Origin of the sequence: Bradyrhizobium sp. RDI18 (assembly GCF_043203335.1) — a bacterium.
GTDB lineage: Bacteria > Pseudomonadota > Alphaproteobacteria > Rhizobiales > Xanthobacteraceae > Bradyrhizobium > Bradyrhizobium retamae.
The window spans coordinates 2,604,291-2,626,340 of the sequence record NZ_JBICRN010000008.1 but is presented as its reverse complement, the minus strand read 5'-3'; the positions used below and the strand labels follow the sequence as shown (position 1 = coordinate 2,626,340).

15 protein-coding genes and 10 pseudogenes are annotated in these 22,050 nt (G+C 59.4%); 15 read left to right on the top strand and 10 right to left on the bottom strand.

Annotated elements, in window-relative coordinates; translation table 11 throughout:
- Positions 1-71 precede the first annotated feature (71 nt).
- Positions 72-863 carry a class I SAM-dependent methyltransferase gene (locus ACFXS9_RS21825; protein WP_392691929.1) on the bottom strand — a complete coding sequence of 264 codons (792 nt, stop codon included), beginning with the start codon at positions 861-863 and terminating at the stop codon, positions 72-74.
- A gap of 197 nt (positions 864-1,060) precedes the next feature.
- Between ACFXS9_RS21825 and ACFXS9_RS21820 the strand changes: the two genes are divergently transcribed.
- The 8 genes and pseudogenes from ACFXS9_RS21820 to ACFXS9_RS21785 all read left to right on the top strand — a co-directional run bounded on the left by ACFXS9_RS21820 (position 1,061) and on the right by ACFXS9_RS21785 (position 9,612).
- The gene (locus ACFXS9_RS21820) at positions 1,061-2,404 is read left to right on the top strand and encodes an IS1182 family transposase (RefSeq protein ID WP_392691927.1); all 1,344 of its coding nucleotides are present in this window, start codon (positions 1,061-1,063) and stop codon (positions 2,402-2,404) included.
- A 407-nt stretch (positions 2,405-2,811) separates the two neighbouring features.
- Positions 2,812-3,672, top strand: coding sequence for a tyrosine-type recombinase/integrase (locus ACFXS9_RS21815; protein WP_392685345.1), 861 nt, complete (start codon positions 2,812-2,814; stop codon positions 3,670-3,672).
- Positions 3,673-3,694: 22 nt separating this feature from the next.
- Positions 3,695-4,921 carry an IS91 family transposase gene (locus ACFXS9_RS21810; RefSeq protein ID WP_392685342.1) on the top strand — a complete coding sequence of 409 codons (1,227 nt, stop codon included), beginning with the start codon at positions 3,695-3,697 and terminating at the stop codon, positions 4,919-4,921.
- A 418-nt stretch (positions 4,922-5,339) separates the two neighbouring features.
- A pseudogene (locus ACFXS9_RS21805) lies at positions 5,340-6,204 on the top strand (IS5 family transposase); the annotation flags it as partial.
- A gap of 71 nt (positions 6,205-6,275) precedes the next feature.
- Positions 6,276-7,320 (top strand): annotated as a pseudogene (locus tag ACFXS9_RS21800) (IS110 family transposase).
- Positions 7,321-7,612: 292 nt separating this feature from the next.
- Positions 7,613-8,092, top strand: a pseudogene (locus ACFXS9_RS21795) (IS5/IS1182 family transposase); the annotation flags it as partial.
- 333 nt (positions 8,093-8,425) lie between these two features.
- Positions 8,426-8,935 carry a hypothetical protein gene (locus ACFXS9_RS21790; RefSeq protein WP_392691924.1) on the top strand — a complete coding sequence of 170 codons (510 nt, stop codon included), beginning with the start codon at positions 8,426-8,428 and terminating at the stop codon, positions 8,933-8,935.
- A 17-nt stretch (positions 8,936-8,952) separates the two neighbouring features.
- Positions 8,953-9,612: a hypothetical protein gene (locus tag ACFXS9_RS21785; RefSeq protein WP_392691921.1), complete on the top strand. Its 660-nt coding sequence runs from the start codon at positions 8,953-8,955 to the stop codon at positions 9,610-9,612.
- A 184-nt stretch (positions 9,613-9,796) separates the two neighbouring features.
- Here ACFXS9_RS21785 and ACFXS9_RS21780 read toward each other — a convergent pair.
- From ACFXS9_RS21780 to ACFXS9_RS21765, 4 genes and pseudogenes are all read right to left on the bottom strand, one after another.
- A pseudogene (locus ACFXS9_RS21780) lies at positions 9,797-10,263 on the bottom strand (ATP-binding protein); the annotation flags it as partial.
- A gap of 94 nt (positions 10,264-10,357) precedes the next feature.
- Positions 10,358-11,599 (bottom strand): annotated as a pseudogene (locus ACFXS9_RS21775) (IS21 family transposase); the annotation flags it as partial.
- Between the two features lie 72 nt (positions 11,600-11,671).
- Positions 11,672-11,752, bottom strand: a pseudogene (locus tag ACFXS9_RS21770) (hypothetical protein); the annotation flags it as partial.
- Positions 11,753-12,440: 688 nt separating this feature from the next.
- On the bottom strand, positions 12,441-13,217 hold the full coding sequence (locus ACFXS9_RS21765; protein WP_392691918.1) for a class I SAM-dependent methyltransferase: 777 nt from the start codon (positions 13,215-13,217) through the stop codon (positions 12,441-12,443).
- A gap of 1,222 nt (positions 13,218-14,439) precedes the next feature.
- Here ACFXS9_RS21765 and ACFXS9_RS21760 point away from each other — a divergent pair.
- The 3 genes and pseudogenes from ACFXS9_RS21760 (at position 14,440) to ACFXS9_RS21750 (ending at position 15,853) form a co-directional block, all read left to right on the top strand.
- Complete coding sequence (locus ACFXS9_RS21760) at positions 14,440-14,730, top strand: arginase family protein (RefSeq protein WP_392691915.1); 291 nt, start codon at positions 14,440-14,442, stop codon at positions 14,728-14,730.
- A gap of 65 nt (positions 14,731-14,795) precedes the next feature.
- Positions 14,796-15,124: pseudogene (locus tag ACFXS9_RS21755) on the top strand (arginase family protein).
- Positions 15,125-15,415: 291 nt separating this feature from the next.
- Positions 15,416-15,853, top strand: a complete 438-nt coding sequence (locus tag ACFXS9_RS21750; protein ID WP_392691912.1) for an IS30 family transposase — start codon at positions 15,416-15,418, stop codon at positions 15,851-15,853.
- Between the two features lie 120 nt (positions 15,854-15,973).
- Here the strand turns inward: ACFXS9_RS21750 and ACFXS9_RS21745 are convergent, their stop codons facing one another.
- Complete coding sequence (locus ACFXS9_RS21745; RefSeq protein WP_392691910.1) at positions 15,974-16,372, bottom strand: transposase; 399 nt, start codon at positions 16,370-16,372, stop codon at positions 15,974-15,976.
- 84 nt (positions 16,373-16,456) lie between these two features.
- Here ACFXS9_RS21745 and ACFXS9_RS21740 point away from each other — a divergent pair, with 84 nt between their 5' ends.
- Positions 16,457-16,639 carry a hypothetical protein gene (locus tag ACFXS9_RS21740; RefSeq protein ID WP_392700345.1) on the top strand — a complete coding sequence of 61 codons (183 nt, stop codon included), beginning with the start codon at positions 16,457-16,459 and terminating at the stop codon, positions 16,637-16,639.
- A gap of 663 nt (positions 16,640-17,302) precedes the next feature.
- Here the strand turns inward: ACFXS9_RS21740 and ACFXS9_RS21735 are convergent.
- From ACFXS9_RS21735 to ACFXS9_RS21725, 3 genes and pseudogenes are all read right to left on the bottom strand, one after another.
- Positions 17,303-17,470: pseudogene (locus ACFXS9_RS21735) on the bottom strand (IS3 family transposase); the annotation flags it as partial.
- A 109-nt stretch (positions 17,471-17,579) separates the two neighbouring features.
- Entirely contained in the window at positions 17,580-17,693 is a 114-nt protein-coding gene (locus ACFXS9_RS21730; protein ID WP_392691907.1) for a transposase, read from the bottom strand.
- A 189-nt stretch (positions 17,694-17,882) separates the two neighbouring features.
- Positions 17,883-18,290, bottom strand: coding sequence for a transposase (locus tag ACFXS9_RS21725; protein WP_392691904.1), 408 nt, complete (start codon positions 18,288-18,290; stop codon positions 17,883-17,885).
- A gap of 101 nt (positions 18,291-18,391) precedes the next feature.
- Here ACFXS9_RS21725 and ACFXS9_RS21720 point away from each other — a divergent pair.
- Together ACFXS9_RS21720 and ACFXS9_RS21715 are read left to right on the top strand one after the other, a co-directional pair.
- A pseudogene (locus ACFXS9_RS21720) lies at positions 18,392-18,661 on the top strand (transposase); the annotation flags it as partial.
- Between the two features lie 106 nt (positions 18,662-18,767).
- Positions 18,768-19,784: pseudogene (locus ACFXS9_RS21715) on the top strand (IS110 family transposase).
- A 541-nt stretch (positions 19,785-20,325) separates the two neighbouring features.
- On the opposite strand, the gene ACFXS9_RS21710 reads toward ACFXS9_RS21715, so the two are convergent.
- Entirely contained in the window at positions 20,326-21,474 is a 1,149-nt protein-coding gene (locus ACFXS9_RS21710; protein ID WP_392691901.1) for an IS630 family transposase, read from the bottom strand.
- 137 nt (positions 21,475-21,611) lie between these two features.
- Between ACFXS9_RS21710 and ACFXS9_RS21705 the strand changes: the two genes are divergently transcribed.
- Positions 21,612-21,977: a hypothetical protein gene (locus tag ACFXS9_RS21705; protein ID WP_392691898.1), complete on the top strand. Its 366-nt coding sequence runs from the start codon at positions 21,612-21,614 to the stop codon at positions 21,975-21,977.
- Positions 21,978-22,050: the final 73 nt, after the last annotated feature.

Below are 22,050 nucleotides of genomic sequence, written 5' to 3'. Positions count from 1 at the left end.
GCGGCAAACCGCATGCCTAGATCTGAGAGGGCAAAGCCAAGTGGCTACGTTTGGACTGGCGTTGAATGCGCTTAGAACCTATATCCGAGCCACGTCTTGACGTGACCTCGTTCCGTAAAGAGTCCAGATGACGAATATGACCTTAACAAACCACGAATGCGTGTAGTAAATTCATCCCGACGCGATCCGAGAGTACCTGGGGCGGCCATGCACGTTGAGAAGAGGTAGCTAAGAAGGTCATCAATGTTCCAGTGATGCTCGTAGTAATGACGAAGCTCGGTGACTTCAGAGAAGTCGGAAGAGCGCAAGACCTCTGGATAGGACATCGCCATTATGGGCAAAGCGGCGCCGGGACCTGCCGGAAAGCTTCCTCCCCAGAACTCCTTGATCTCGTTTATCATCGCATCATACCATTCTCCAGGTTCTGAACCATCCCGTTCCCGACGGATGATCGCAACACAACCATCCGGTTTAAGCATTTGGGCCAGCTTTGCCAACACCATGCTTTGATCCATAAAAATGAAGGCGCCCGCAATTGTGGCGATATCGAATGACGATTCTGGTTCGTTTAGGTCTTCAGATCTAGACATTAGAAATTCTATATTTTTTACGCCTATGCTCCGGGCCATTCGCTTTCCTTCGTGAACCATTTCGCCACTTGGATCGACAAAAAGCACTCCCCCAATCGAGCGCGCCAAGCGAATAGAAATTTGTCCAGTGCCGGCACCAAGATCGATTGCCCGACTTCCATTATTAAGACGGCAAACTCGAATCAATGATACGAAGAAGTCTTCTGGATAGGCTAGGCCGTGCCGTGCGTAGTAGGGCGCCGCACCACGATATATTTCAGTCGCTTCAATCATGTTGCCTCCGTGCACCTTGCCTTGATCTACCCACCGGGTTGCTCAAGGAGAACGCCGGGGCTCTACGTCACTTTCGATCATTGCGAAAGCTATCTGATCTGGTTGTTTTTTGACCGCGACGCGTGCCGTGGCACTCCTAGGAGCCTGTCTGAGTAGTGACTGGTCAAGAGGGAGCGAGTCTGATTCCTTGCGCAGCCATGAGCAAGGAATTTCGCCCCTGGAAGATCGACGAGGCCCAGCTTCTGCCGCCGAGCGTGCAGGATTATGTGCCGAGGGACCACGTTTCGCGGCTGATCGTGTCGCTGGTCAGGGAAAGCCTTGATCTATCGGCGATCATAGGCAGCTACCGAAGCGGGCTGGGGCAGCCGCCGTTCGATCCTCGGATGCTGACGGCGCTGCTTCTGCACGGCTACGCGAGCGGTATCTACTCGTCGCGGCGGATCGCCAGGGCGGCGGTGGAGCGGGCGGATTTCATGATGATCGTGGCGGGCGATGCGCCGGACTTCCGCACGATCTCAGAGTTCCGGCGGCGGCACCTGAAGGCGCTGGCCGACCTGTTCGTGCAGGTGTTGAAGCTGGCCGAGAAGGCCGGGTTGGTGAAGCTCGGGCACGTTGCGCTCGACGGCACCAAGATCAAGGCGAACGCGTCCAAGCACAAGGCGATGAGCTATGATCGCATGAAGAAGCGGGAAGCGGAGCTTGCAGCGGAGGTCGACCGCTGGCTCAAGGCGACGGAGGCCGCCGATGCGCAGGAGGATAAGCTCTACGGCGACAAGCGCGGCGACGAGATGCCCGATTGGGTGGCCGACAAGCAGAAGCGGCTTGAGAAGATCCGCGAGGCCAAGGCCGCGCTGGAGGCCGAAGCCAAGGCCGCAGCCGAGGCGGAGCGCAAGGCGCGGGCCGAAGCCGAGGAGCGCCGCATCGCCGAAGGGGGCAAAAAGAACGGCAAGACGTCCGCGCCGCCGAACACGGAGCCCGACGGCAAGGCGCAACGCAATTTCACCGACCCGGAAAGCCGCATCCTGAAGACCAAGGACGGTTACATCCAGGGCTACAACGCCCAGGCCGCGGTCGATGGTGCCCATCAGATCATCGTGGCGCAGACGCTGACCAGTTCCTCCAGCGATCAGGCGCAACTGGCGCCGTTGCTCGACGGGATCAGGGCCAATCTGGGGACCAATCCCGACGAAGTATCGGCCGACGCCGGCTACTGCTCCGACGCCAATCTTCGCACGATCAAACGGCGGCGCATCGAGGGCTACATCGCCACCGGAAGGCAGAAGCACGGCACCAAATCCGCCACCGCGAAAAAGGCTTCAAGACCCGGCTCGCTGATCGCCAGGATGAGCACCAAGCTCAAGCGCGCCGGCTACCGAAGTCGCTACCGCTTGCGCAAGCAGATCGTCGAAGCCGTCTTCGGACAGATCAAACAGGCAAGAGGGTTCAGGCAATTCCTGCTGCGCGGCATCGAAAAGGTCAGCGCAGAATGGGCGCTCATCTGCACCGCTCACAACCTCGTCAAGCTCGCAAGGGCCGCCTGAGCCGCCATTATCAAGATAAAACTGCCTTCCCAAAGCTAACTGGACAGGCTCCTAGAAGAGATCGGTGCCCTAAAAAGTAGGCGGCCCATACGACTGCGACTTCGGCGGTGCCCGTCAGCAATTGGTCTAGCACTAACCAACCGAGACTGCAGGTGGGCTAAGCGGGAGCTTCCATCATGCCGTGCACTCAATAAAGGGACAATTAGTCGTCCGTGAAGAATCGCCAACGCCTTGATTTGGAATCGGAAAGAGCAACGAACGGGCATTAGGATTTGCCGGGAATCGCGGTTGCAAAGAGGGATTGAACGAAGCCGCTACCGCGGCGTGAACGGCGAGGTGGCGTAGAGCGCCTCCTGCCTGAGAGGATGTGGGTGTTGCAGCCCACCCTCTCAGACAGGAGTATTGAGATGGCCGATTTGAGCCCTCTTCGCCGCCGCATGATCGAGGACATGACCGTCCGCAATCTGTCGCCGGCGACGCAGCGATCCTACATCAGCGCGGTTTCGAAGTTCAGCCGTTATTTCGGCAAATCGCCGGATCGGTTGGAACTGGAAGACGTTCGCGCCTTTCAAGTGCATCTGGTCTCGACCGGCATATCATGGCCGGCGCTGAACCAAATCGTCTGTGCGCTGCGGTTTTTCTACGGCGTTACTCTTGGCGAGGCGCTGATCCCGGAACGCATTCCCTATGCGCGAGAACCGCGCAAGCTGCCGGTCGTGCTCAGCGCCGACGAAGTGGTTCAGTTTCTTGAAGCGGTATCGAGCCTGAAGAGCCGCGCCGCACTGACCACCGCCTATGCGGCCGGGCTGAGGGCCTCGGAGGTCGCGGGACTGCGGATCGAAGACATCGACAGTGCTCGCGGTGTCATCCAGGTGCGCCACGGCAAGGGGGCGAAGGATCGCAACGTGATGCTGTCGCCCCAACTACTCGGCATCCTGCGCACCTACTGGCGGCTCGCCCGGCCGCGGGTTTATCTGTTCCCGGGACGCGACGAAGACCATCCGATCGATCAGACCGTGTTGCATGCCGCCTGCCGGTCGGCGGTGAAGGCTGCGGGCCTGACCAAGCGCGTCACGCTGCACACGCTGCGCCACAGCTTCGCGACACATCTTCTGGAGAACGGAACCGACATCCGGATCATCCAGGTTCTGCTCGGGCACAATAACCTGTCGTCGACGGCGCGCTACACGCAGGTCGCCACCGATACGATCCGGGCGACGCAGAGCCCGCTCGACCGCCTGTCGCTGGAGGTGACGCCACCGGTATGACGACGCGTCCGGGATGCGGGTTATGGCCCGCCCCGACGTCCGTCCGCACAGACCCGCCATCGAGATTGCCGATATCTTGCGCCGGCATGGCGACGCCTATCGCCGTTTGCATGCCGGTCATCTCGGTCGGGTCGAGCGGCGCGTGATGAGTGCGATCGTTGCGTGCCGAACCGAGGCGCTCGGCGGTCACATGGAGGCTTGCGACGACTGCGGCATGACACGCATCGCTTATAATTCCTGCCGGAATCGGCATTGTCCGAAGTGTCAGGGGCGAGCCCGAGCCGCGTGGCTTGCCGCGCGAGAAGCCGACCTGCTGCCGGTTCCCTATTTCCACGTCGTCTTTACGCTTCCTGCACCGATCGCAGCGATCGCTTTCCAGAACAAGGCCGTCGTCTATGCCATCCTGTTTAAGGCCGCCGCTGAGGCGATGACGACGCTTGCTGCCAATCCGCGAAGGCTCGGTGCAGAGATCGGCGGCGTCGCGGTCCTGCATACCTGGGGACAGGCGCTGACGCATCATCCTCACATTCACTGTGTCGTGCCGGGCGGCGGCCTCTCGCCCGATGGCGCGCGCTGGATCGCCAGCCGACCAAACTTCTTCCTGGCCGTCAAACCGCTCGCCCGGCTGTTCAGACGCCTGTTCCTCGAACGTCTGACCGCCGCCTTCGACGCCGGCACCCTGAACTTCTTCGGCGATCTCGCATCCCTGGCCGAGCCTGCTGCCTTCGCAGCTCACCTCCTCGCTATGCGGCGCATCAGCTGGGTCGTCTATGCCAAGCGGCCGTTCGGCGGCCCCGCGCAGGTGCTGGCCTATCTCGGCCGCTATACCCATCGCGTTGCAATCGCCAACAGCCGGCTCGTAGCCCTCGACGAGGATCACGTCGCCTTTACCTGGAAGGACTACCGCCAGAACGGCGCGACAAGGATCATGAAGCTCAAGGCCGACGAGTTCATCCGCCGCTTCCTTCTTCACACGCTGCCCGATGGCTTCCATCGCATCCGCCACTTCGGCTTCATGGCCAACCGCCATCGCGCTGCCAAGCTCGCCCTTTGCCGCGAACTTCTCGATCGCGAGCGAACAGCCCCAAACGATGGCCAGCCGCCGCCTGTGGATTCGGAAGCTCAAACCTGGGCCGAGGTTCCTGCCTGTGCCGATTGTGGTGGCGTCATGCGCATCATTGAGCGCTTTCGACACAGCTTCAGCCGCTCCAGCCCTCGAACACCACCGTTCCGATGCGACACATCGTGAGCCAAGTCATGCCGTGCACGACGATCATCATTCGTCATTCCGCTCCCAGCGTCTCGATCATCGCGGACGATGTCGAATCCGTGCTGTCACACTGCGCGACAACAACCGTCCGATGCAACAAAAAGTCTATCGTGATCTCCGGCGAAGCGCGTTTGGTCTCAACTCTTCCCCGATGCGCACATCTCGTGTCTCTGCCTCACGCGCCGAGCCAGCAGATCGGGCCTTGCGATCTCAAACAATCCCCATAGCGTAAAATCGCGCATAGCCTCCCGCGCCTTCGTTCAATCCGGCTTCAATGAGGTCGCGTCATAAGCGCCTGCCGCGCCCTCGCGTGAGCGCGACCTCACAGAACCCTCCAGATTCCTTGCAAATCTGATTCGTGATTCTGTGGTCGCCAAGGACTTCGGACGAGGGAGCGATGCGACCCAAGGAACGACGAGAGACAGGGCAGACCGATCTGCTGCGCTCGCGGCTGGACGCGATCATCGACATGAACCATGCGCTGGTGAAGCTGGCGCGGACGATCGACTGGTCGTTCCTGGAGCAGCAGTTCGGCGCGGTCTACGAGGACAAGCCGGGCCGGCCGCCGCTGCCGACTCGTCTGATGGCCGGATTGGCCATTCTCAAGCACACCTACGACCTCTCCGACGAGGTGTTGTGCGAACGCTGGCTGGAGAACCCCTATTACCAGTTCTTCTGCGGCGAGGAGTTCTTCCAGCATCGCCTGGTGTTTGACCGCTCCTCGCTGACGCGCTGGCGCCAGCGCATGGGTGAGGAGAAGCTGCAGGCGCTGCTCCAGGAGAGCCTCTCGGTCGCCACCAAGACCGAGGCGATCAAGCCGTCCGACCTCAATCGCGTCATCGTCGACACCACGGTGCAGCCCAAGAACGTCATGTTCCCGACCGACGCGCGGCTTCTGAACCGCGCCCGCGAGATCCTGGTGCGGCTCGCCAAGGAAGCTGGCATCAAGCTGCGTCAGTCCTATGGGCGGATCGGCAAGTTCGCCCTGATTAAGCACCAGCTATGCCCACGCCAAGCAGTTCAAACGCGCCAATCGGGCCTTGAAGACGCTCAGAACCTATCTTGGCCGCATCATCCGCGACATCGCCCGCAAGCTCGAGGGCAATGTCGACTTGCTCCATGAGATCGCGCTCGACCGTATGCTGACACTGGCGCGACGGGTGCTTGACCAGAAACAGCACCAGCGTGGTCCGAAGGTCTATTCGCTGCACGCGCCGGAAGTCGAATGCATCGGCAAGGGCAAGGCCCACCGGCCCTACGAGTTAATGGCATGGACCACGCCCGCTCTCAGAGGCAACGTGCTACCCCGCGGGCAGCAGCAGGAGCGCAAGCCATGTCGAATACGAACATTATCACAATCGGTATCGATCTCGGGAAGAACACATTCCATGTCGTTGGTCTCGATGCCACCGGCGCAATCACGTTACGCAAGAAGCGATCGAGAAATCAGCTTGACCAGTCGCTGAGCAATGTTCCGCGTTGCCTAATCGGAATGGAGGCGTGTGCAGGAGCACATCATCTGGGGCGCAAGCTCGAGAAATTAGGCCATCAAGTACGGCTCTTGCCGGCACAGTACGTCAAACCATACCTCAAGGGTCACAAGAATGACTTTCGGGATGCTGAAGCGATCGCCGAGGCTGCTCAGCGGCCGACAATGCGGTTCGTCCCAGTGAAGTCGGCCGAACAACTTGATTTACAGGCACTCCACAGAGTTCGCAGTCGATTGGTGACACAGAGAACATCGGTCATCAATCAAATTCGGGGCTTTTTGCTTGAGCGAGGCCTACCAGTGCGGCAGGGAGCGGCAGCACTCCGATTGGCAACTCCCCCAAATCCTCTCGATGCCTTCGGAAAGCCTATCACCTCAGGTGGTTCGGCTCATCCAGGACTTGGCCGAGGACTGGCGCTATCTCGACCATCGCGTCGCGTTAGTCACCAAGGAGATCAATGAGATCGCGGAGCAAGATGCGCATTGTCGCCGCCTGATGAGTGCGCCGGGCGTCGGGCCAATCATCTCAAGCGCGATGATTGCCGCGATCGGAACTGGTGATGCGTTCCAGAAGGGCCGCGACTTTGCGGCATGGCTTGGCCTGGTACCAAAACAAATCTCGACCGGTGATCGAACCATTCTCGGTCGCATATCAAGACGCGGCAACCGTTATCTACGAACACTGTTCATTCAGGGAGCCAGAGCCGTATTACTGAGGCGCCAAACCTGGGCCAGGCACGGCTTCGGAGCCTGGCTGGAGGCCGCATCGAAGCGGCTCCACTCGAATGTACTGGTTGTTGCCTTGGCCGCAAAACTCGCGCGGATGGCCTGGAGCATGCTCGCAAAAGGCCGTGACTACGAAGCGAGTTTCCTGGGCCACGCTGCATAGCACGCCCGACCCGGGAAGGAAGGAAGATCCAAGATCCGATCGGAATAGCACACTATCCCGCCGAGGTTTGCGAGACGGAAAGGACGAATGGAGAAACGGTTCCACCGACACTTCTGAAGCCTGGTTCGACTCCATGGTCCTCCTTGAGGCCGGCGAGTTATTGAGGACAGAAGTGGCGCGGATATCCATAATGGCTCGGGGCGACAGCCTCAAATCGAAGCCGGATAGATTGGCGCAAACCGCTTCATCCCTTTGTCGATCCCTCTTGCAACGCGGGCGTGGTCCATAGATCGGGGTCAAGGTCTCCGTTGCCACGACGTTATCGCACGCCAAAGGCGGCCAGTTCGTCACCCACGTGAAAGCGCTGCCCGGCAACCCCTATGACGGCCATACGCTCAAAACCGTGATCCCGGAGATGGAAGCGCTGATCGGCAACATCATCGAGCGCCTTCTTGGCGACAAAGGCTACCGCGGCCACAATGCGCCGCCCGAATACAAATTCAGGGTGTTCACCTCAGGCCAGAAGCGGCGGGTGACGCCCAAGATCAAACGCGAGTTGCGCCGGCGCTCCGCGATCGAGCCGGTCATCGGCCATCTCAAATCCGAGCATCGAATGGGCCGGAATTACCTCTGGCACCGCCAGGGCGATGCCACCAACGCCGTCCTCGCCGCCGTCGGCTACAACTTCCGCCGCCTCATACGGTGGCTGAGGCTCTTGCTGTTCAAAATCCTCATCCCGCTCACCGCTCGACTTCAGTCTAGCCCAGGTTGAAATCCGCGTTCTTCACGCACGACCAATTATAGTTTTGAGTCCAAGTCAAGCCCAAAACTCCCCGCGTAGTTTGATAGTTGCTCTCCTTCGAACTCGCCGTATTCTCTGACGATCATGTGCAGACCTAGAGAGGCGCCTATGGTTGCACGCTCACCGCGCTTTGTCGATCTGTGCTAGTAATTTCGCATTGAATACAAGAGATGCCGCAAGAAGAAATGCTCTCCGTTCCAGGATGTTGCGTTTGACACCTCGATTGCGGCGACAAACTGTAAGGCTCGCGCTCGTAGGTAAGAATCGGCATCCGACCGAATCGGAATAACAAGGGAGCGTTCCATGAACGTAGGTGTGTTGAAGGAAATTAAGCAAGACGAGCATCGTGTCGCACTACAGCCCCTTCAAGCGAGAGTTCTTTCGAGCTCCGGGCATACCGTTTATATCGAGAGTGGCGCCGGAGAAGGGGCAGGCTTCTCCGATTCTGATTATCAGGAGAGCGGCGCTAAGATTGTGGTAAAAAGTAAGCTTCTCACCGAAGCGAGGCTCCTCCTCAAAGTCAAGGCGCCGTTACGTTCAGAGTATGTTGACTACGCTCCGCATCATATCTTATTCACCTACTTGCATTTCGATGAAAACATTGCGGCGCAGGATATTTCTGAACTCGTTAGCCGAGGCTTCTTAGGAATTGCTTACGAGTGGGTGGGAAAAGACGGCCGATATCCATTGCTCGAGCCGATGAGCCGATTGACTGGCTATCTCTTCGCCCATAGAGCGCTAGAGCTCTGCTCGAAGGAAAAACGAACATTTTGCCCCCGCAATGAGAACTTTCTTCCAGGGGGCGGGCCCTAATCATCGGGTGCGGCAACATGGGTCTCTCCGCATTTAAATATTTGTCCGATCTTGGTGTTGCCTTGACCGTTGTTGTCACTCGAAACAGCGAGGACTTTAATGGCAGAGCCAATGCCCGCTTCGGAACCGAAGGCGTCGACTACATTGCCGCCACTCGCACAAAACTGCTCGTGATGGACAACAATGATCCCTCTCGCACTCGAGATATTATTGCGGCTGCTCTGCCGAAAACCGACATCCTCCTGAACTGCGCGGTGCGTCGCTCCGATCTTCCGAAACACCGAATGGAATATCTGATCGATCGCGCCATGGTTCGCGCCATGCGGACGAGCAGCATTATCTGTGACTGTACTGCCTGCGATCGCGACATGATCGAGACCTGTACCTCTTCAGCGTTCCTCTACCACTCGTATCGCGAGGAAGGTGTCGTCCATTACAACTGCGATCATATCCCGTCTATAGTGGCGCACACTGCAACGCAGCTGCTCACAGAAAGCACTTTCGCCTACATTCGGTACATCACGAACTCCAAATCGTTGCAGGCGTTTCTTGAAAACGAAGACCTGCGTAACGGGGTTTGCTGCTGCGGTGGTCACCTGACTCATGCCTTGTCGGCGGAGAAGAAGGGCTTGCCGTATCGGCGGCTAAACGAAGCAATCTTAGATCCATGTAGCTAACCCCTTGTTCCGTCTGATGCGAGTAGGTCTTAGTGTTGCCTGCGGAGTGTCGATGGCAAGCTTGCGAATGGGTGGCGGTGGTATCCGGCGCGTGGTTGTTCGGGGTGCGGCATGCATCCTCATCGAACATGGCATCCGAGACCTAGTGCAGGTGTTTTCATGCGCCGGTGAGCTCACAAAAACGTTAACTATAGCGGGACAATCTGGATGAGGAGCGCGCGAAAATCAGGATGGCGAATTGGTGTCGCGGTGTGATGATTGCCACGACGATTGCAGGCGCAAGGAGTTTTGTTGGCTCTGATTGTCGCGGAGCCTCAATCACCGACAGTTTTGGGTGTGGCGTGCGACGGCGGCCGTCCTGGGCCGCGCTTTCGTTCGAGCGCGGTGCGCCTGCGAAACTTTCGACATTCATCTCGATGATGGTAGCGTGGTGGACGAGACGTCGATTAACGGCGAATGTCATGGCGGGTTCCGGGAAAACCATATTCCATTCTCTGAAGGGCTGAATGGCCGCCATCAGCATGGAGCGCCGCTCGTAGCGTGGGCTGATGAGCTCGAACAGCACGCTGGTCTCGGCCTGATCTTTAATGACCTGGGCAAGATCATCAGGACGAGGAAATCGAAGCAATCGAGGCGGTCGATGTCAGACTGCTCGGCAAATTGCGGCCACGGCATCTTGATGGCGGGCACTGCAGCTCGTTGGGCAACAGATTGAGGAGCGCGGTGTCGACGGTGTTGGCCGTGCTCATGCGGCACCTCCGATCTCGGCGGCGCCGAGGAGGCTTCAATGGCGAGCGGCGCCAGTTGCACCGCGACGTTCGGCACGTGAGCGGGAGCAGGGGCGAAGTGGGCGCGCAACCCGTTGAGGTCCGGCAGTCGGCCGGCGTCGAGGTCAGCGGGAGTTCGGCCTCGCAGCCGCGCTTATGAACGAGTGTAAGCAGATCGACCATGATCCGGCAGGCACTCTTGTCCGGCAAGCGTTCGCGCAAGAAGTCCAAGGCTCGGCGCTAAGCGTTACGCCGGAATATCGATCGCGATAGACCAGATTGAGAAGCGCGATCGGCTTGTGCCGCACGGAATGGATCCCGTGCCGAACCGTCGACGACCTGGTCGTGCTTGCCGTTGGGATGCGGCCGTCCGCGCGGCAAGGTGAGGAGTCGCGAGCCGCCGACGAACACCGTCGAGACGATCGTCGTACAGGCGCACCCGCCGCCGGTGACCGATAGGCGCGATGGCACCGTGTAGAACACCTTCCGCGGGGTGAAGCCGCCGCTCGATGTCACGCGGACGATCATCTCCTCGTAGGTACGGCGATCCGGCAGGACCCACAGGGTGGTGCGCTCGCTGTCGATCCGCCTGGTGTTGCGGGCATTACGACGGCTGACGATCTCGTCGACGAAGCAGCGATAAGCGGCGAGATCGTCGAAGTCGGTGGTGCCGCCCAAGAGTAGCGTATCCGCAATCGCCCGCTTGAGATGGGCGTACGTGCTCTCGATCATCCCCGTACTCGTGGGAAATGCCGCGATTATTGCGGGTCGGCTGCATGCCATAATGGGCGCAAAGCTGCTCGCATCGCCGCCTCAGACCGTCCTGAGCATTCCGGTCGAGATTGCACAAGGCCGCCGACAGGCTGTCGGTCCGATGCTCGCGCGGCGCGCCGCGACCACAGGGCATTCTGCAGCCCTTCGGCCAGGGCGACGAAGCTCTCGCCACCGAGCGCAACATGCACAACATGAGCATGCTCGATCCGGAATAGGCGAGCCGTAATGGGAGGCGATGATCGAGTGGCAGGCCAGCGATGGTGACCCCCAGTTCTGCCCATGTCAGTGAAGTCAGTGAAGTCGGAGAGGCCGACCTGGCCAGCTGCATGGGTCTGGCGAAAGATCACTTCTCGCTCCGCGCCATGGATAGCCCGCCAGGCGCGAATCCGGTGCTCCAGCGTGCGGCGTATTCCGGCTCCGAGTTCAGGATGACGCCGTAATAGCTCCCGAACTGCGCGGAGTGCATCAATTGTTCGAACCACATCGTTTCGGAGCAGGTGTTTGAGTTTAGCAAAGACCTGTCGGACGGGATTCAGGCCGGTTGAGCGTTTTGGCAGGAAGCGGAGCTTGATGCCAGCGGAGCGAATGAGCTGGCGCACGGCTTTGCTTCTGTGGGTGTAAAGATCGAAGGACAACGATAATTCGTAAATTCGAAGGACGTTCTCGACATAGGTCTAAAAGCGCACGCCAGCGATCGTGACTCGATGAACATGGCGCATCGTCCTGGCATAGCGGCAAAGCCGCCAGGAAAGCCATGCTCTACTCGGCATGTACGATGTCCCACACTGAGTGTTAGTCGCCTTTCGGCCCGCGCTCGGCAAGCTCGGTGACCAACCCGCGTAACCTGAAATCACCGTCCTTGAGTGCGCGACAGCCAAGCCGCGTACTGCCCCGGCGCCTTGTGTGGCCGCGTATCTGGCCAGTAGCGACGCGCCGGTTCATCGACCTGCTTAATCGAGCGAATTGCGGTGCTGATCGCGCCCTCAACCGCTTGGCGGCCTGATGCCATGCTGCCTTATCACTGCCACAACACGCTTGCGAAGACGAGTAAGACCTGCCCATCCATGCTGGTGTCCTGCCCAGCCAGCATAGTGAATCAGAAATACGCTAATTTGGCAGTCCAAAATCGATTGATTCCGCTGTGGCGTTGGCAGGATTGCCTCCATTGGAGTAGGCTCTGCGCGTGGGGCAGAGAGCCTGCCAAGCGTCCGAAGAACCGGGAGTGCTGTAAATGAGAGTTTGGACGCGAAATGCTCTTCTGAATTGCGCTAGATTAATGAGTGGAGCCTAGCGCTTATCCAAGCGATAGGCTCCAATGTGGGTCCACCCGAGATGTCGGGACAGTATCCGGCTAAGACGTCCCCTTTCAAAAGGCATTCGATCGAGCAGATCCCAGTCGATGTTGTATAAATCTAATGTTTCCTCGATTTTTAGTCCCGACTGACGACATAGCCGGTCCAGGGTAGCCGCGCTTCGGCACTGACGTGCCGTTCGAAAATCGACGCAACCGCCGGAGCACAGGCCTGTTCGTACCAGATTTGCAAGCACTGAAAACCAGGCTCGCTGAGGCCGAAACGACAGCATGTGGCGAATCACTTCCGCAAAAGTAAAGAGACTTAGCGAGTTCGTGCACGAAACAACCAACATGCCAGTCGGCTTCAGTAGGGATAGCGTGCGGTGCATAAACGCAGAGTGATCCTCGACATAGGACAAGACACCGATTACTGTAATCAGGTCGAAGTGTCCATCGAAAGGCAAATAGTGAGGTGCACACACCTGGAACCGCTTCTCCGGAATGTCGAGAAGCCCGCGAGCGCTTTGGATGGCCATTTCGATCTGCACTGATGACAGATCAGCTCCGTGTACGTCAAATCCTCGCCTCGCAAGCTCAAAACAGAGTTGGCCTGCTCCGCACCCTATGTCTAGCATTCGGCCCGGCAAAACGTGATGAGATACGAGCTCCGCGACAAGAGCAGTTCGTCGAGCGAAAAAGGAGTTCGGATCGTCTGCGCACCTAGCAAACTGTTCGCCAGCACAATTCCAGAATTGGACGGGGTCGCGCATACTCATTCTCCTGCTTCTTAATTGGCGAGTCGGGTAAGATGCTTTGATCGGTTGGCGAGCGCCTGATTCCAAGCACGGATATTTTGGGCGATTTTGCATCGCCTCTTTCTTTCGAGATCCTCAGATCCTCAGAGCCCGCTCAGGATCGAGTTTTGGGTCCTCCGACATGAGACAAACTGGTGGAACTCGCCTCTGGTGGCTGTGAACGACCATGATGATATGGCTCATCGCCACCAGCTCTCTTAAAGGCATGTTGCTCTCCGTCATGGATTTGAAGACGCAGTGTTCCCGCGCCTTTGATACTTTCGGAACGGGCTTTGGCAAGGAGCGGTCGCTCGTCTTCCATGGCTCACCAGCGCTCACTCGTTCCGCCTTCTCAAGCAAATGCCATGCCCCCGGCTTCAAAAGCAATAAGCGGACGCCGAGAACTTTCGATGGTCGCAGCGAACTTGTGCTCTCTGAAAACCGTGCCCGATGGGTACGCTGCACGAGCAAGGTACTAAATTCCGGCACCGCCGCCGAGATGAGTGAAAGCCCGGAATGTCCGGGCCGAACCTGGCTTGTCCTGTCTCTGACAGCGACACGGCTCCTGTTGGGTTCAAGACAGCCAACGGTCCTTCGTTAGCTGGCGACCTGAAAGGATGCGCGTGATCAATGGTTAAAGCACGAGCATGGTCCTCGCAGGTTGTTGCTGATTGGATACAACAACACTGAGTGTGGGCTGCGCAGACTCGCAGTAGGAGCGGTGTTCTCCTTCACTCGAACCGGAGTGGTCCGTTTTGAGGAGAAATAACCTCCGCGGAAGGCGCAATCTGGCATCGCTTGAGAGCAACATGTCTTCCACTGATGGCATTTCACGGTGACCTCAGCAAGTCGACCACCTCGCAGACCAAAAAAGAACTTCATCGCTGGCTGTGTGGACACTCGATCCTTCTGATCCTGCAGGGTCAGGCGGAGCAACTTCACAGCATAAGATGGTCTCGTCGAGGAATTACCGCGCGTGCGGGGCAGAACGTAGCGAACCGCGGGTTGCGAACTCTCGGTGACCGCTTTCCTGCACTGATGCATCAAAACTGAACAGACCGAGGCGGCTCTCTGTCCCGATTACCGCTACGCGTGCTCCTGACTTCAAAGGACAAGCCGTGACACATTCGACAGAATCCGAACCGATGCCGCGGCGCATCGCGCTCCTCGGAGCGCCCAACGACGTGGGTGCGTCGGAGTGCGGCACATTGATGGCTCGGCTGCGCTCCGCAACGCCGGGATCCTGAACCTACTGGAAACGCAGGAGTTTGATGTAATGGATCACGGCGATTTGAGCGTATCGGGCATCATCGGTCTCAAGGATCTACCGCCGGAGAATGCAAGGCACTATAGGAATCAGCGCTGGACGCGGCCTGCTCAGCAGGCGCGGATAACTGGTGCGCTCCCGATTTTTCTCGGCAGCGACCATTCGCTCTCAATGGGCTCCATCAACGCCATGTCACGTAACTGGCAGGAGCGCGGGCGATAGATGTTCGTGCTTTGGCTGACGCGCATGCCGATTTCAATACGCCAGCCACGACGATCACGGCCAACATGCATGGTATGGCAGCGGCATTCCTGTGCGGCGAGGGCGGCCTCGATGAGCTGCTCGGTGACGAGGTGCGCGTCTCGGTCCGCCCGGATCACCTGGAACTGTTCGGCACGCGTTCGCTCGACAAGCTGGAAAAACAGTTGCTGCGCGACCTCAGCATCCCGATCACCCACATGCACCAGATGAATGAATGGAGGGCATCACGATTCGCCGGATCATCGACAAAGTGTGCGCCGCTGATGGTGTGCTGCATGTCAGCCTTGATCTCGATTTCCTCGATCCTTCCATTGCACCTGGCGTGGGAACCGCGGCGCCTGGAGGGGCGACCTAATCTCGCGAGAACTGCGGCAAATGCAGCCACCCGCAGCGGCGGGTTGGAGTATCGGGCGACGACTGCCCACTGGCATGCGGATCGCCGGCCCGTCGGCCTAAACCGACAAGCTTGCGCTCAACACAAGCTTGCCCGACGCTTGCCGCTCGACCTCCCGGACGACAACGAAGCCATCTATAAGTCCCTCTTTTCAAGGCCGGAGAGCGCTGCGCCGCGAACCGACGGCCTGCTTGCGAACAGGACGCGTGTTACGGGTGCCCAGGGCGCGCGTGCGCGGGCAAGGGAAAGGCTTTGTCTCCGGAGATCAGCCAACGCCTCGCCGAAGCAACCGATCGAGCGGTGCCGGGCCATTGGGAGGGAGATCCTATCCTCGGTCTTGGGAGCGCGGCGATTGGCACACTGGTCGAACACGACGCGTTTCATGATGCTATTGCATCTTCTCCGGCTCGCAGGTCATGGCGAACCTCCCCCACGAAGAACGGCCCTGCGCTCGCGGGACACGGGGCCGAAGCCGTGCGCGAAGCGGTTACGCGCGCCATCATCACCTTGCCCCAAGAACTACGTCGTTCGCTGACTTGGGAGCAGGGAGCCGAAATGGCCCAGCATGATCGTCTCAAGATCGATGCGGGTGTCCAAATCTACTTCTGCGACCCGCAAAGCCCATGGCAGCGTTTTCCAGCCCAGAGTCTTTCTCGGTCGAGCATTGAGGGCCGCTTGGCACAGACCTGAGCATCCACAGCGCTGACGAAATCGCCAGCGTGGCACCAACGAGAACACCAATGGGCTGCTACGTCAGTACTTCCCGCCGCCTTGCACGCCGCGATCGGAGTGGTGGATCAGGCTACCGGGTTACGGCTTCCGGGCGCCAAGGGCCGTCTCCAGTGCGGCAATGGCGAGCGAGCCATCAAGTGCCTCAAAAGCCCAGCCGACGGCCTTGCGCGAAAAGGCGTCGAGATAGGCGAAAGTTCTGGCAAAATGCACATAGGTGATGTCGGCGGCCCAGATTTGATCGGGTGCCGACCGGACCAGGCCGCGCACCAGATTGGGGACGATGAGAAAGGCCGAGGGCCGATCCGCAGGCGGCTTTAGGAACGGCACCTTGCGCTGGGCCAGGCGATTGTCTTCGCGCATAAGCCGCTGAACTTTCTTGGCATTCACCACCATGCCCTGCCGCCTGAGGGCCGTTGTCACCCGCAGATACCCATAGAAGCGGTGCTTGAGGCAAATGCGTTGGATGAGGTCGCGCAACTCGCACTGCCTCGCGTCACTGCCACGACCGGCAAGGTGCCGGTAAAACGTTGCGCGCGGTAGGCCTGCGGGCCTGCATAGGCGATGCACATCGGCGTGGGAACCGGCTGTCCTCAGCGTCATCGCTTCAATAACTTCGATAATGTGCGTGCGGTTTTGCCTTGCGCTGCCGGCCGCTCCAACGCGCGCAAGGCTTTGGAAAAAATCGAGGTCCAGTTGCTGCGGCCCACCAGCCGTTGGAGTTCGGCGATGCGCGCGTTCGCCTGAGCGAGTGCAGAGTGCTTCTTGTCGTTCGCCGGTAGCGGCTTGAGCCTGCGTGGATCGGGCTTGAGCCCGCGCTTGCGGTTCAGCCTCTCAGGTCCATGGGCCTTCCATGCCTTGACCCAGTCATGCAGAAGCTTCCGCGATATCCCAAGCTTGCGGGCCACAGGCAGAACGCTTTCGCCTTCAGCACGCCTGATCGCTTTTCAATTTGTACGCCGTCGGAAACTGAAGGATATTGCAGCGACCTGCGGAAGGCCGCCGGCGTTAACCATGCAGTGGCATCGGCTCAAGAAAGGTACGGGCGGTGAGGGCACGAACGCGATCGGTCCTTCGGATGAACTGAGTCTGAAAGTTCCCGTTCCCACACCTAACCCGCTGCCGAACATACCTCGCCTTTTCGGATTCTGAGCCTGGCAGGCGCGCTTCGTCGCCCCGGACGCAAAAATTTCTGGCAGGATCGCCAGCTGAATCAACTGCCTTCCCGGCGGTCGGAATGGGGCGCAATGTTGCCGCGATAATGCCGCTGGATTCGCCGCGCATTCGTATGGCATCGACCGCGCTACCATCTGACGGACGCGTTGAGCTACAAGCGCGACCCGTTGATGAGGCCGCGATGCGCGATCTCCATCAGGGCCAGCGGCCATGGCTTCGGTCGCACTAACAGGCATTCTGCATAGGCTTGCCTGGCGCGATGTAGTGCCATGCGATACGGCTCTGATCGGCCCATATCAGGATGGCGTTGCTGGTCAGCTCGGCGCCGTTGTCGCTGACCACCATCTTCGGCTTGCCGCGCTCTATCATCAGCCGGTCCAGTTCCCGCGCCACGCGGATGCCTCCCGCTTGAGCAGAACATGCAGGCGCCGATAACCGAAGCGCGGCGTTCCTGGGCGATCGCTCTCATGCGCTGGCGAAGGCTGGCATCGTCAGGCCCGATCGTCCGGTATCAGGCCGCGAGCTCTCGCCCCGAGCGGAACATGGTCGGGTCCGGCACAGTCGCGGCGAAGGCCGTGGCCGTTATGGGACCAACGCCGGAAATCGAGGAAAGCAACTTCGCCATCGGATTTCTCTCTGAATGTCAGCCAGCTCCCGTTCGATCGCCTCGACCTGCCGGTCCAATTCCTTCCGTTGGTTCACGAGAACAGTCAGTGCGATGCGGGCATGGGCGCGGAGCGTCAGTTCCTCGTCATTCAACAAGTCCACCAGACCATCCACCCTTTGCCGGCACTGTCCGACATTGATTCCGAACTCAGCAAAGTGAGCTCGGATAGCGCATGGTTCTCTGGCGGACCAGCAAGCCTCTCGCGCGATGAAGCATCAAGAAGCCTTGGTTCTCGACGCTCTTGATTGGAACGAACCGCATATTGGGGCGGGTGACCGCTTCGCAGATCGCGGCCGCGTCAGCGGCGTCGCTCTTGGCTCCTCGCCGCATGTAGGGTTTTACATAGGCTGTCGGAATCAATCTCAGATCGTGTCCGAACCGCCGAATCTCGCGCGCCCAGTGGTGAGCGGTGGCGCAGGCCTTAATGCCGACCAGGCAGGGGGCGAGCGAGGAGAAGAACGACATGATCTCGCCACGCCGGAGGCGTTGGCGACTGGTCACTTGGTCTTTGCTATCAACTGAGTGGACGTGAAATACATGCTTCGAAATGTCCAACCCAATTGTCCTGACTTCCATTGGTCAACTGCTCTTGTTAGCGGTTCCGTCCATCGCCAGTATATCGCCGGCTCCGAGGGAGCGGGGCTATCTTCCCCATCAACGGTCGGCTGCGGGATGAACTGTTGAACGAGACGTTGTTCACCTCGATGGCCCAGGCTCGCGTCGCGCTCGGATGCTGGCGGGCCGATGACAACGATGCACGACCACACTCGCAGCTCGGATGAAAGACACCCTCCGAGTTCGCCTTGACCTGCCACCCGCGCCGGGATCTGGCGCTGCGCTATGCCGAGGGCTTCGCGCCAGCTCCCGTCGCCACCACCATCCAATCGGGCAAAGCCAACAGCCAGGGCAAGCTCAGAACAGGATAAAAGTTGATGTGGTGGAACGGCCCATCCAACAGCATCAAAGTGCTAGAACGTGGTCGTTGATCGAGGGCCACAAAGGAAGGACCGTTCCGCGAAACAGGTTAGCACCATCGGGTTGGATTTGGCCAAGCACGTTTTCCAGGTTCACGGCGCGGATGACGAGGGCTCGCCTGTGTTCAACCGGAAGCTGCGGCGCAGCGAAGTTCTGCGCTTCTTCGAGAAGCTGCCGCCATGCCTGGTGGGATGGAAGTATGCGGTAGCGCCCACTATTGGGCGCGCGAGATCGCAGCTCTCGGTCATCAGCTGCGGTTTATTCCGCCGGCTTATGTCAAACCCTTTGAAGCGAGTAAGACGGATGCGGCGGATGCGGAGGCGATCAGCGAAGCGGTGACCCGAAAGACCATGCGCTTCGTCCCGATCAAGACGGCCGAGCAGCAGGCTGCGACGATGGTGCTGAAGACCCGCGCCCTTTTGGTGCGGCAGCGAACGCAGGCGCGGTCAACGCCCTGCGCGCGCATCCGGCCGAATTAGGCATCATCGCCACCGCGGGCCTGGCAAGGTTGAGGCGCTGGTCGCGATTGTACGGGACGAGACAGATGCTCGCTTGCCCGCAGCAGCGCGCTTCGCGCTGATGGCTATTGCCGATGAGATTGAAGCTTCAGCCGACCAGATCGAGAGGCTCGAGCGCGCAATGGTCGAGGCCAAGCACGACGAGGACATGCGTCGGTTGACCACGATTCCGGCGTCGGCGCCAATTACGGCGCCGACCATCAAGGCGCTTGTGCCGGATCCGGCGGGTTCAAGTCGGCTCGCCACTTTGCCACCTGGCTGGGATTGACGCCGCGGTCTCATTCAAGCGGAGGCAAAGAGCGACTGAGACGAATATCGAAGATGGGAAATCCAGAACTCCGCGCTCTCCTGGTCGTCGGGGCAACAGCCGTCTTGCGGGTCGCCCGAAACGACGCTCGGGCGCGGCCGTGGCTGAACGCTTCTCGCCAGACGGCTCTTCAAGGTTGTCGCGGTCGCGCAAGTCAATAAGACGGCGCGGATCATCGGGGCGCTTCTGAATAGGGGCGGAACTTATCGACGTCCAGATCCACTCGCGATTACCGCGGTCGCCGTCTGATGGACGCAGTGACCGCCAAACGATCTGACCGGCGCAGCCGGCAGAGGGCAAGGTGCCACAACAGGCAATGAACCGTGGGACGAAATCCCGAACGAGTGAAGCTACTGCCCCAATGCGCTCAAGCGCGTAAACTTGATTTAGCTCCTTGTTCCGCGGATCTCATCGAGGCCAGCGGCCATGTGCCGCGTACAAAAGGCCGGACATATGACCGCACCGTTCCAATGTGTGAATCGACTGAAAAAGCTCTTGCCACGCGGGCCGTTCCACATATTGGGGGAAGGTCAGTTAGTTTGCGCATCAGTGCAATGGCGTCTGCGCCGATTTGGACGGACGCGTCAAACGTTGCAGAGTCTGGAAAAGAATCAAGACCGCCATACGCTAGCGACACTAGTTGGCCCATTCATGCCCAACAAACCTCGCTCGTCATCAGAAGGTAATTGCGCAACACCGGGGATCGAGCCTCCAATGCAGGCAGCCACAGTGCCGAGACTTGTTTGGAGAATTGCCTCCTAGATTAGCGTTTTCTTGGTTCGAGATCATATCAGGCGGCGTCGGCGAGTTTGTAGGACCACCTGTGGATGACCGGATGGCGATTGACGTCGTCGATACCGGCCATGATGCGCTCCTTGAGTTCGTGTTTTGAGGCCACCCGGATGTGGCGGAGGACTGAACGGGCGAACTTGGAGAAGAATCCCTCGATGAGATTGAGCCATGAGCCGCGCTTGGGCGTGAAGGTGAGCTCGAAGCGCCCGCTTGGTCGAGTGGCGAGCCAGGCTCTGGTTTCTCGCGAGATGTGCGCGGAATGATTGTCGAGGATCAACTTGATCGCAGTGTTCGGCGGATAGGCGTCATCGATAAGCCTGAGGAGTTCGACGAACTCTCGACTGCGATGGCGATCTTTGACAAGGGCGTGGACCTTGCCGGTGAGCAGATCAATCCCAGCCAACAGGCTGAGCGTGCCATGGCGTTTGTATTCATGATCGCGCGCAAAGGTGGCGTGGACGCCAGGCTTGGGCGGCAAATCCGGCGCCGTCGTTGCGATGGCCTGGATTCCCGGCTTCTCGTCGCAGGAGACGATCGTCACCGGCTTTCCCCGCTTCTTCTTTCCCTTGGCAGAGGCTTTCTTCAGGACTTCGACTTCCCGATAGACGCACAGCACCTCCGCCATCTTCTGTTCGAACTCGGCGTCGCGATTTTCAAGATAATAGCGCACCTTGTGCGGCTTGATTTCCTCTCGGCCGAGGATCTTGCACACCGTTCCCTGGACCAAATTGGCCAAGCACGCATGCCCCGCCGCCGGCCCGTGTTCGCGCGCATGGCGCGCCAAGAGCCGCGTCGTCCACAACTCATGTGGATAGCCGTGGTCCTTGGCCTTGTCGCAGGCCAGCGACACCAACCAGGCTTTGGCCTCAGGCGTGATGGTTGGTTCCTTGCCCGGTCGCGGGCGATCGTCGAGGGCTGCCAGCGGGCCATCGGCCAGCGCCCGCTCGACACAGCGCTGCACCGTCTGATGATGGACCCCAAGTCTCTGGCCCACCGCGCAGAACGAAGGGTTTTCCCGATACGCCAGCAGCATCTGCGCCCGCGACACCCGGCTCGCCAGTTCGATCCTCGACCGCGAAAGCGTCGTCAAGGTCGCTATCTCTTCATCACTCATTGCCAATTCGACCGCTCGCCGCCATCCTGCCATGATACAGCTCCTCGTTTCGCCGACCGCAAACGAGGAATCCGCCAACAGCCCGTCCGTTCCACCAATTCAGCCTGCTCCATCAGCGCAGGTTTCATGGAATCGGTCGTCTAGTCGGACACAGGGGCCGAATCTGCCTCATGATCTACCCGGTTAGTGGTTGTTCAGCGAGCTGCCAGAGCGCAATCGGAAAATCTGAATCGTTGAAGGCGTTTTCGGAAATTAGCTGCAACAGCCCATTCTGGGAAACATTGCAAGACAACTACGTTGCACGCAATACTCAAGGTGCGTATTTATACGGTATGCTCCAGCATTTGTCCGGAGCATCAAGGCGCCAGTCGCCCCGAGAGCGGAGATCTGCCGATCGCACCCGGGGCAATGTCAAGACGATCATCAAGCAGCGCGTGAGCTTCGTGATTAAGAAGCCGATCAGGTATTCGCGCAATCCCGATTTGACGGCACTCGATGTCGACAACGCCAACCGGATTCCTATGGCATCGACATAAACCTGGAACCAGGTGCGCCACTCCGCTTTCTCTCCGTCCATTTGAAGTCAGGATGCCCGGGCCGGCGCGCTGG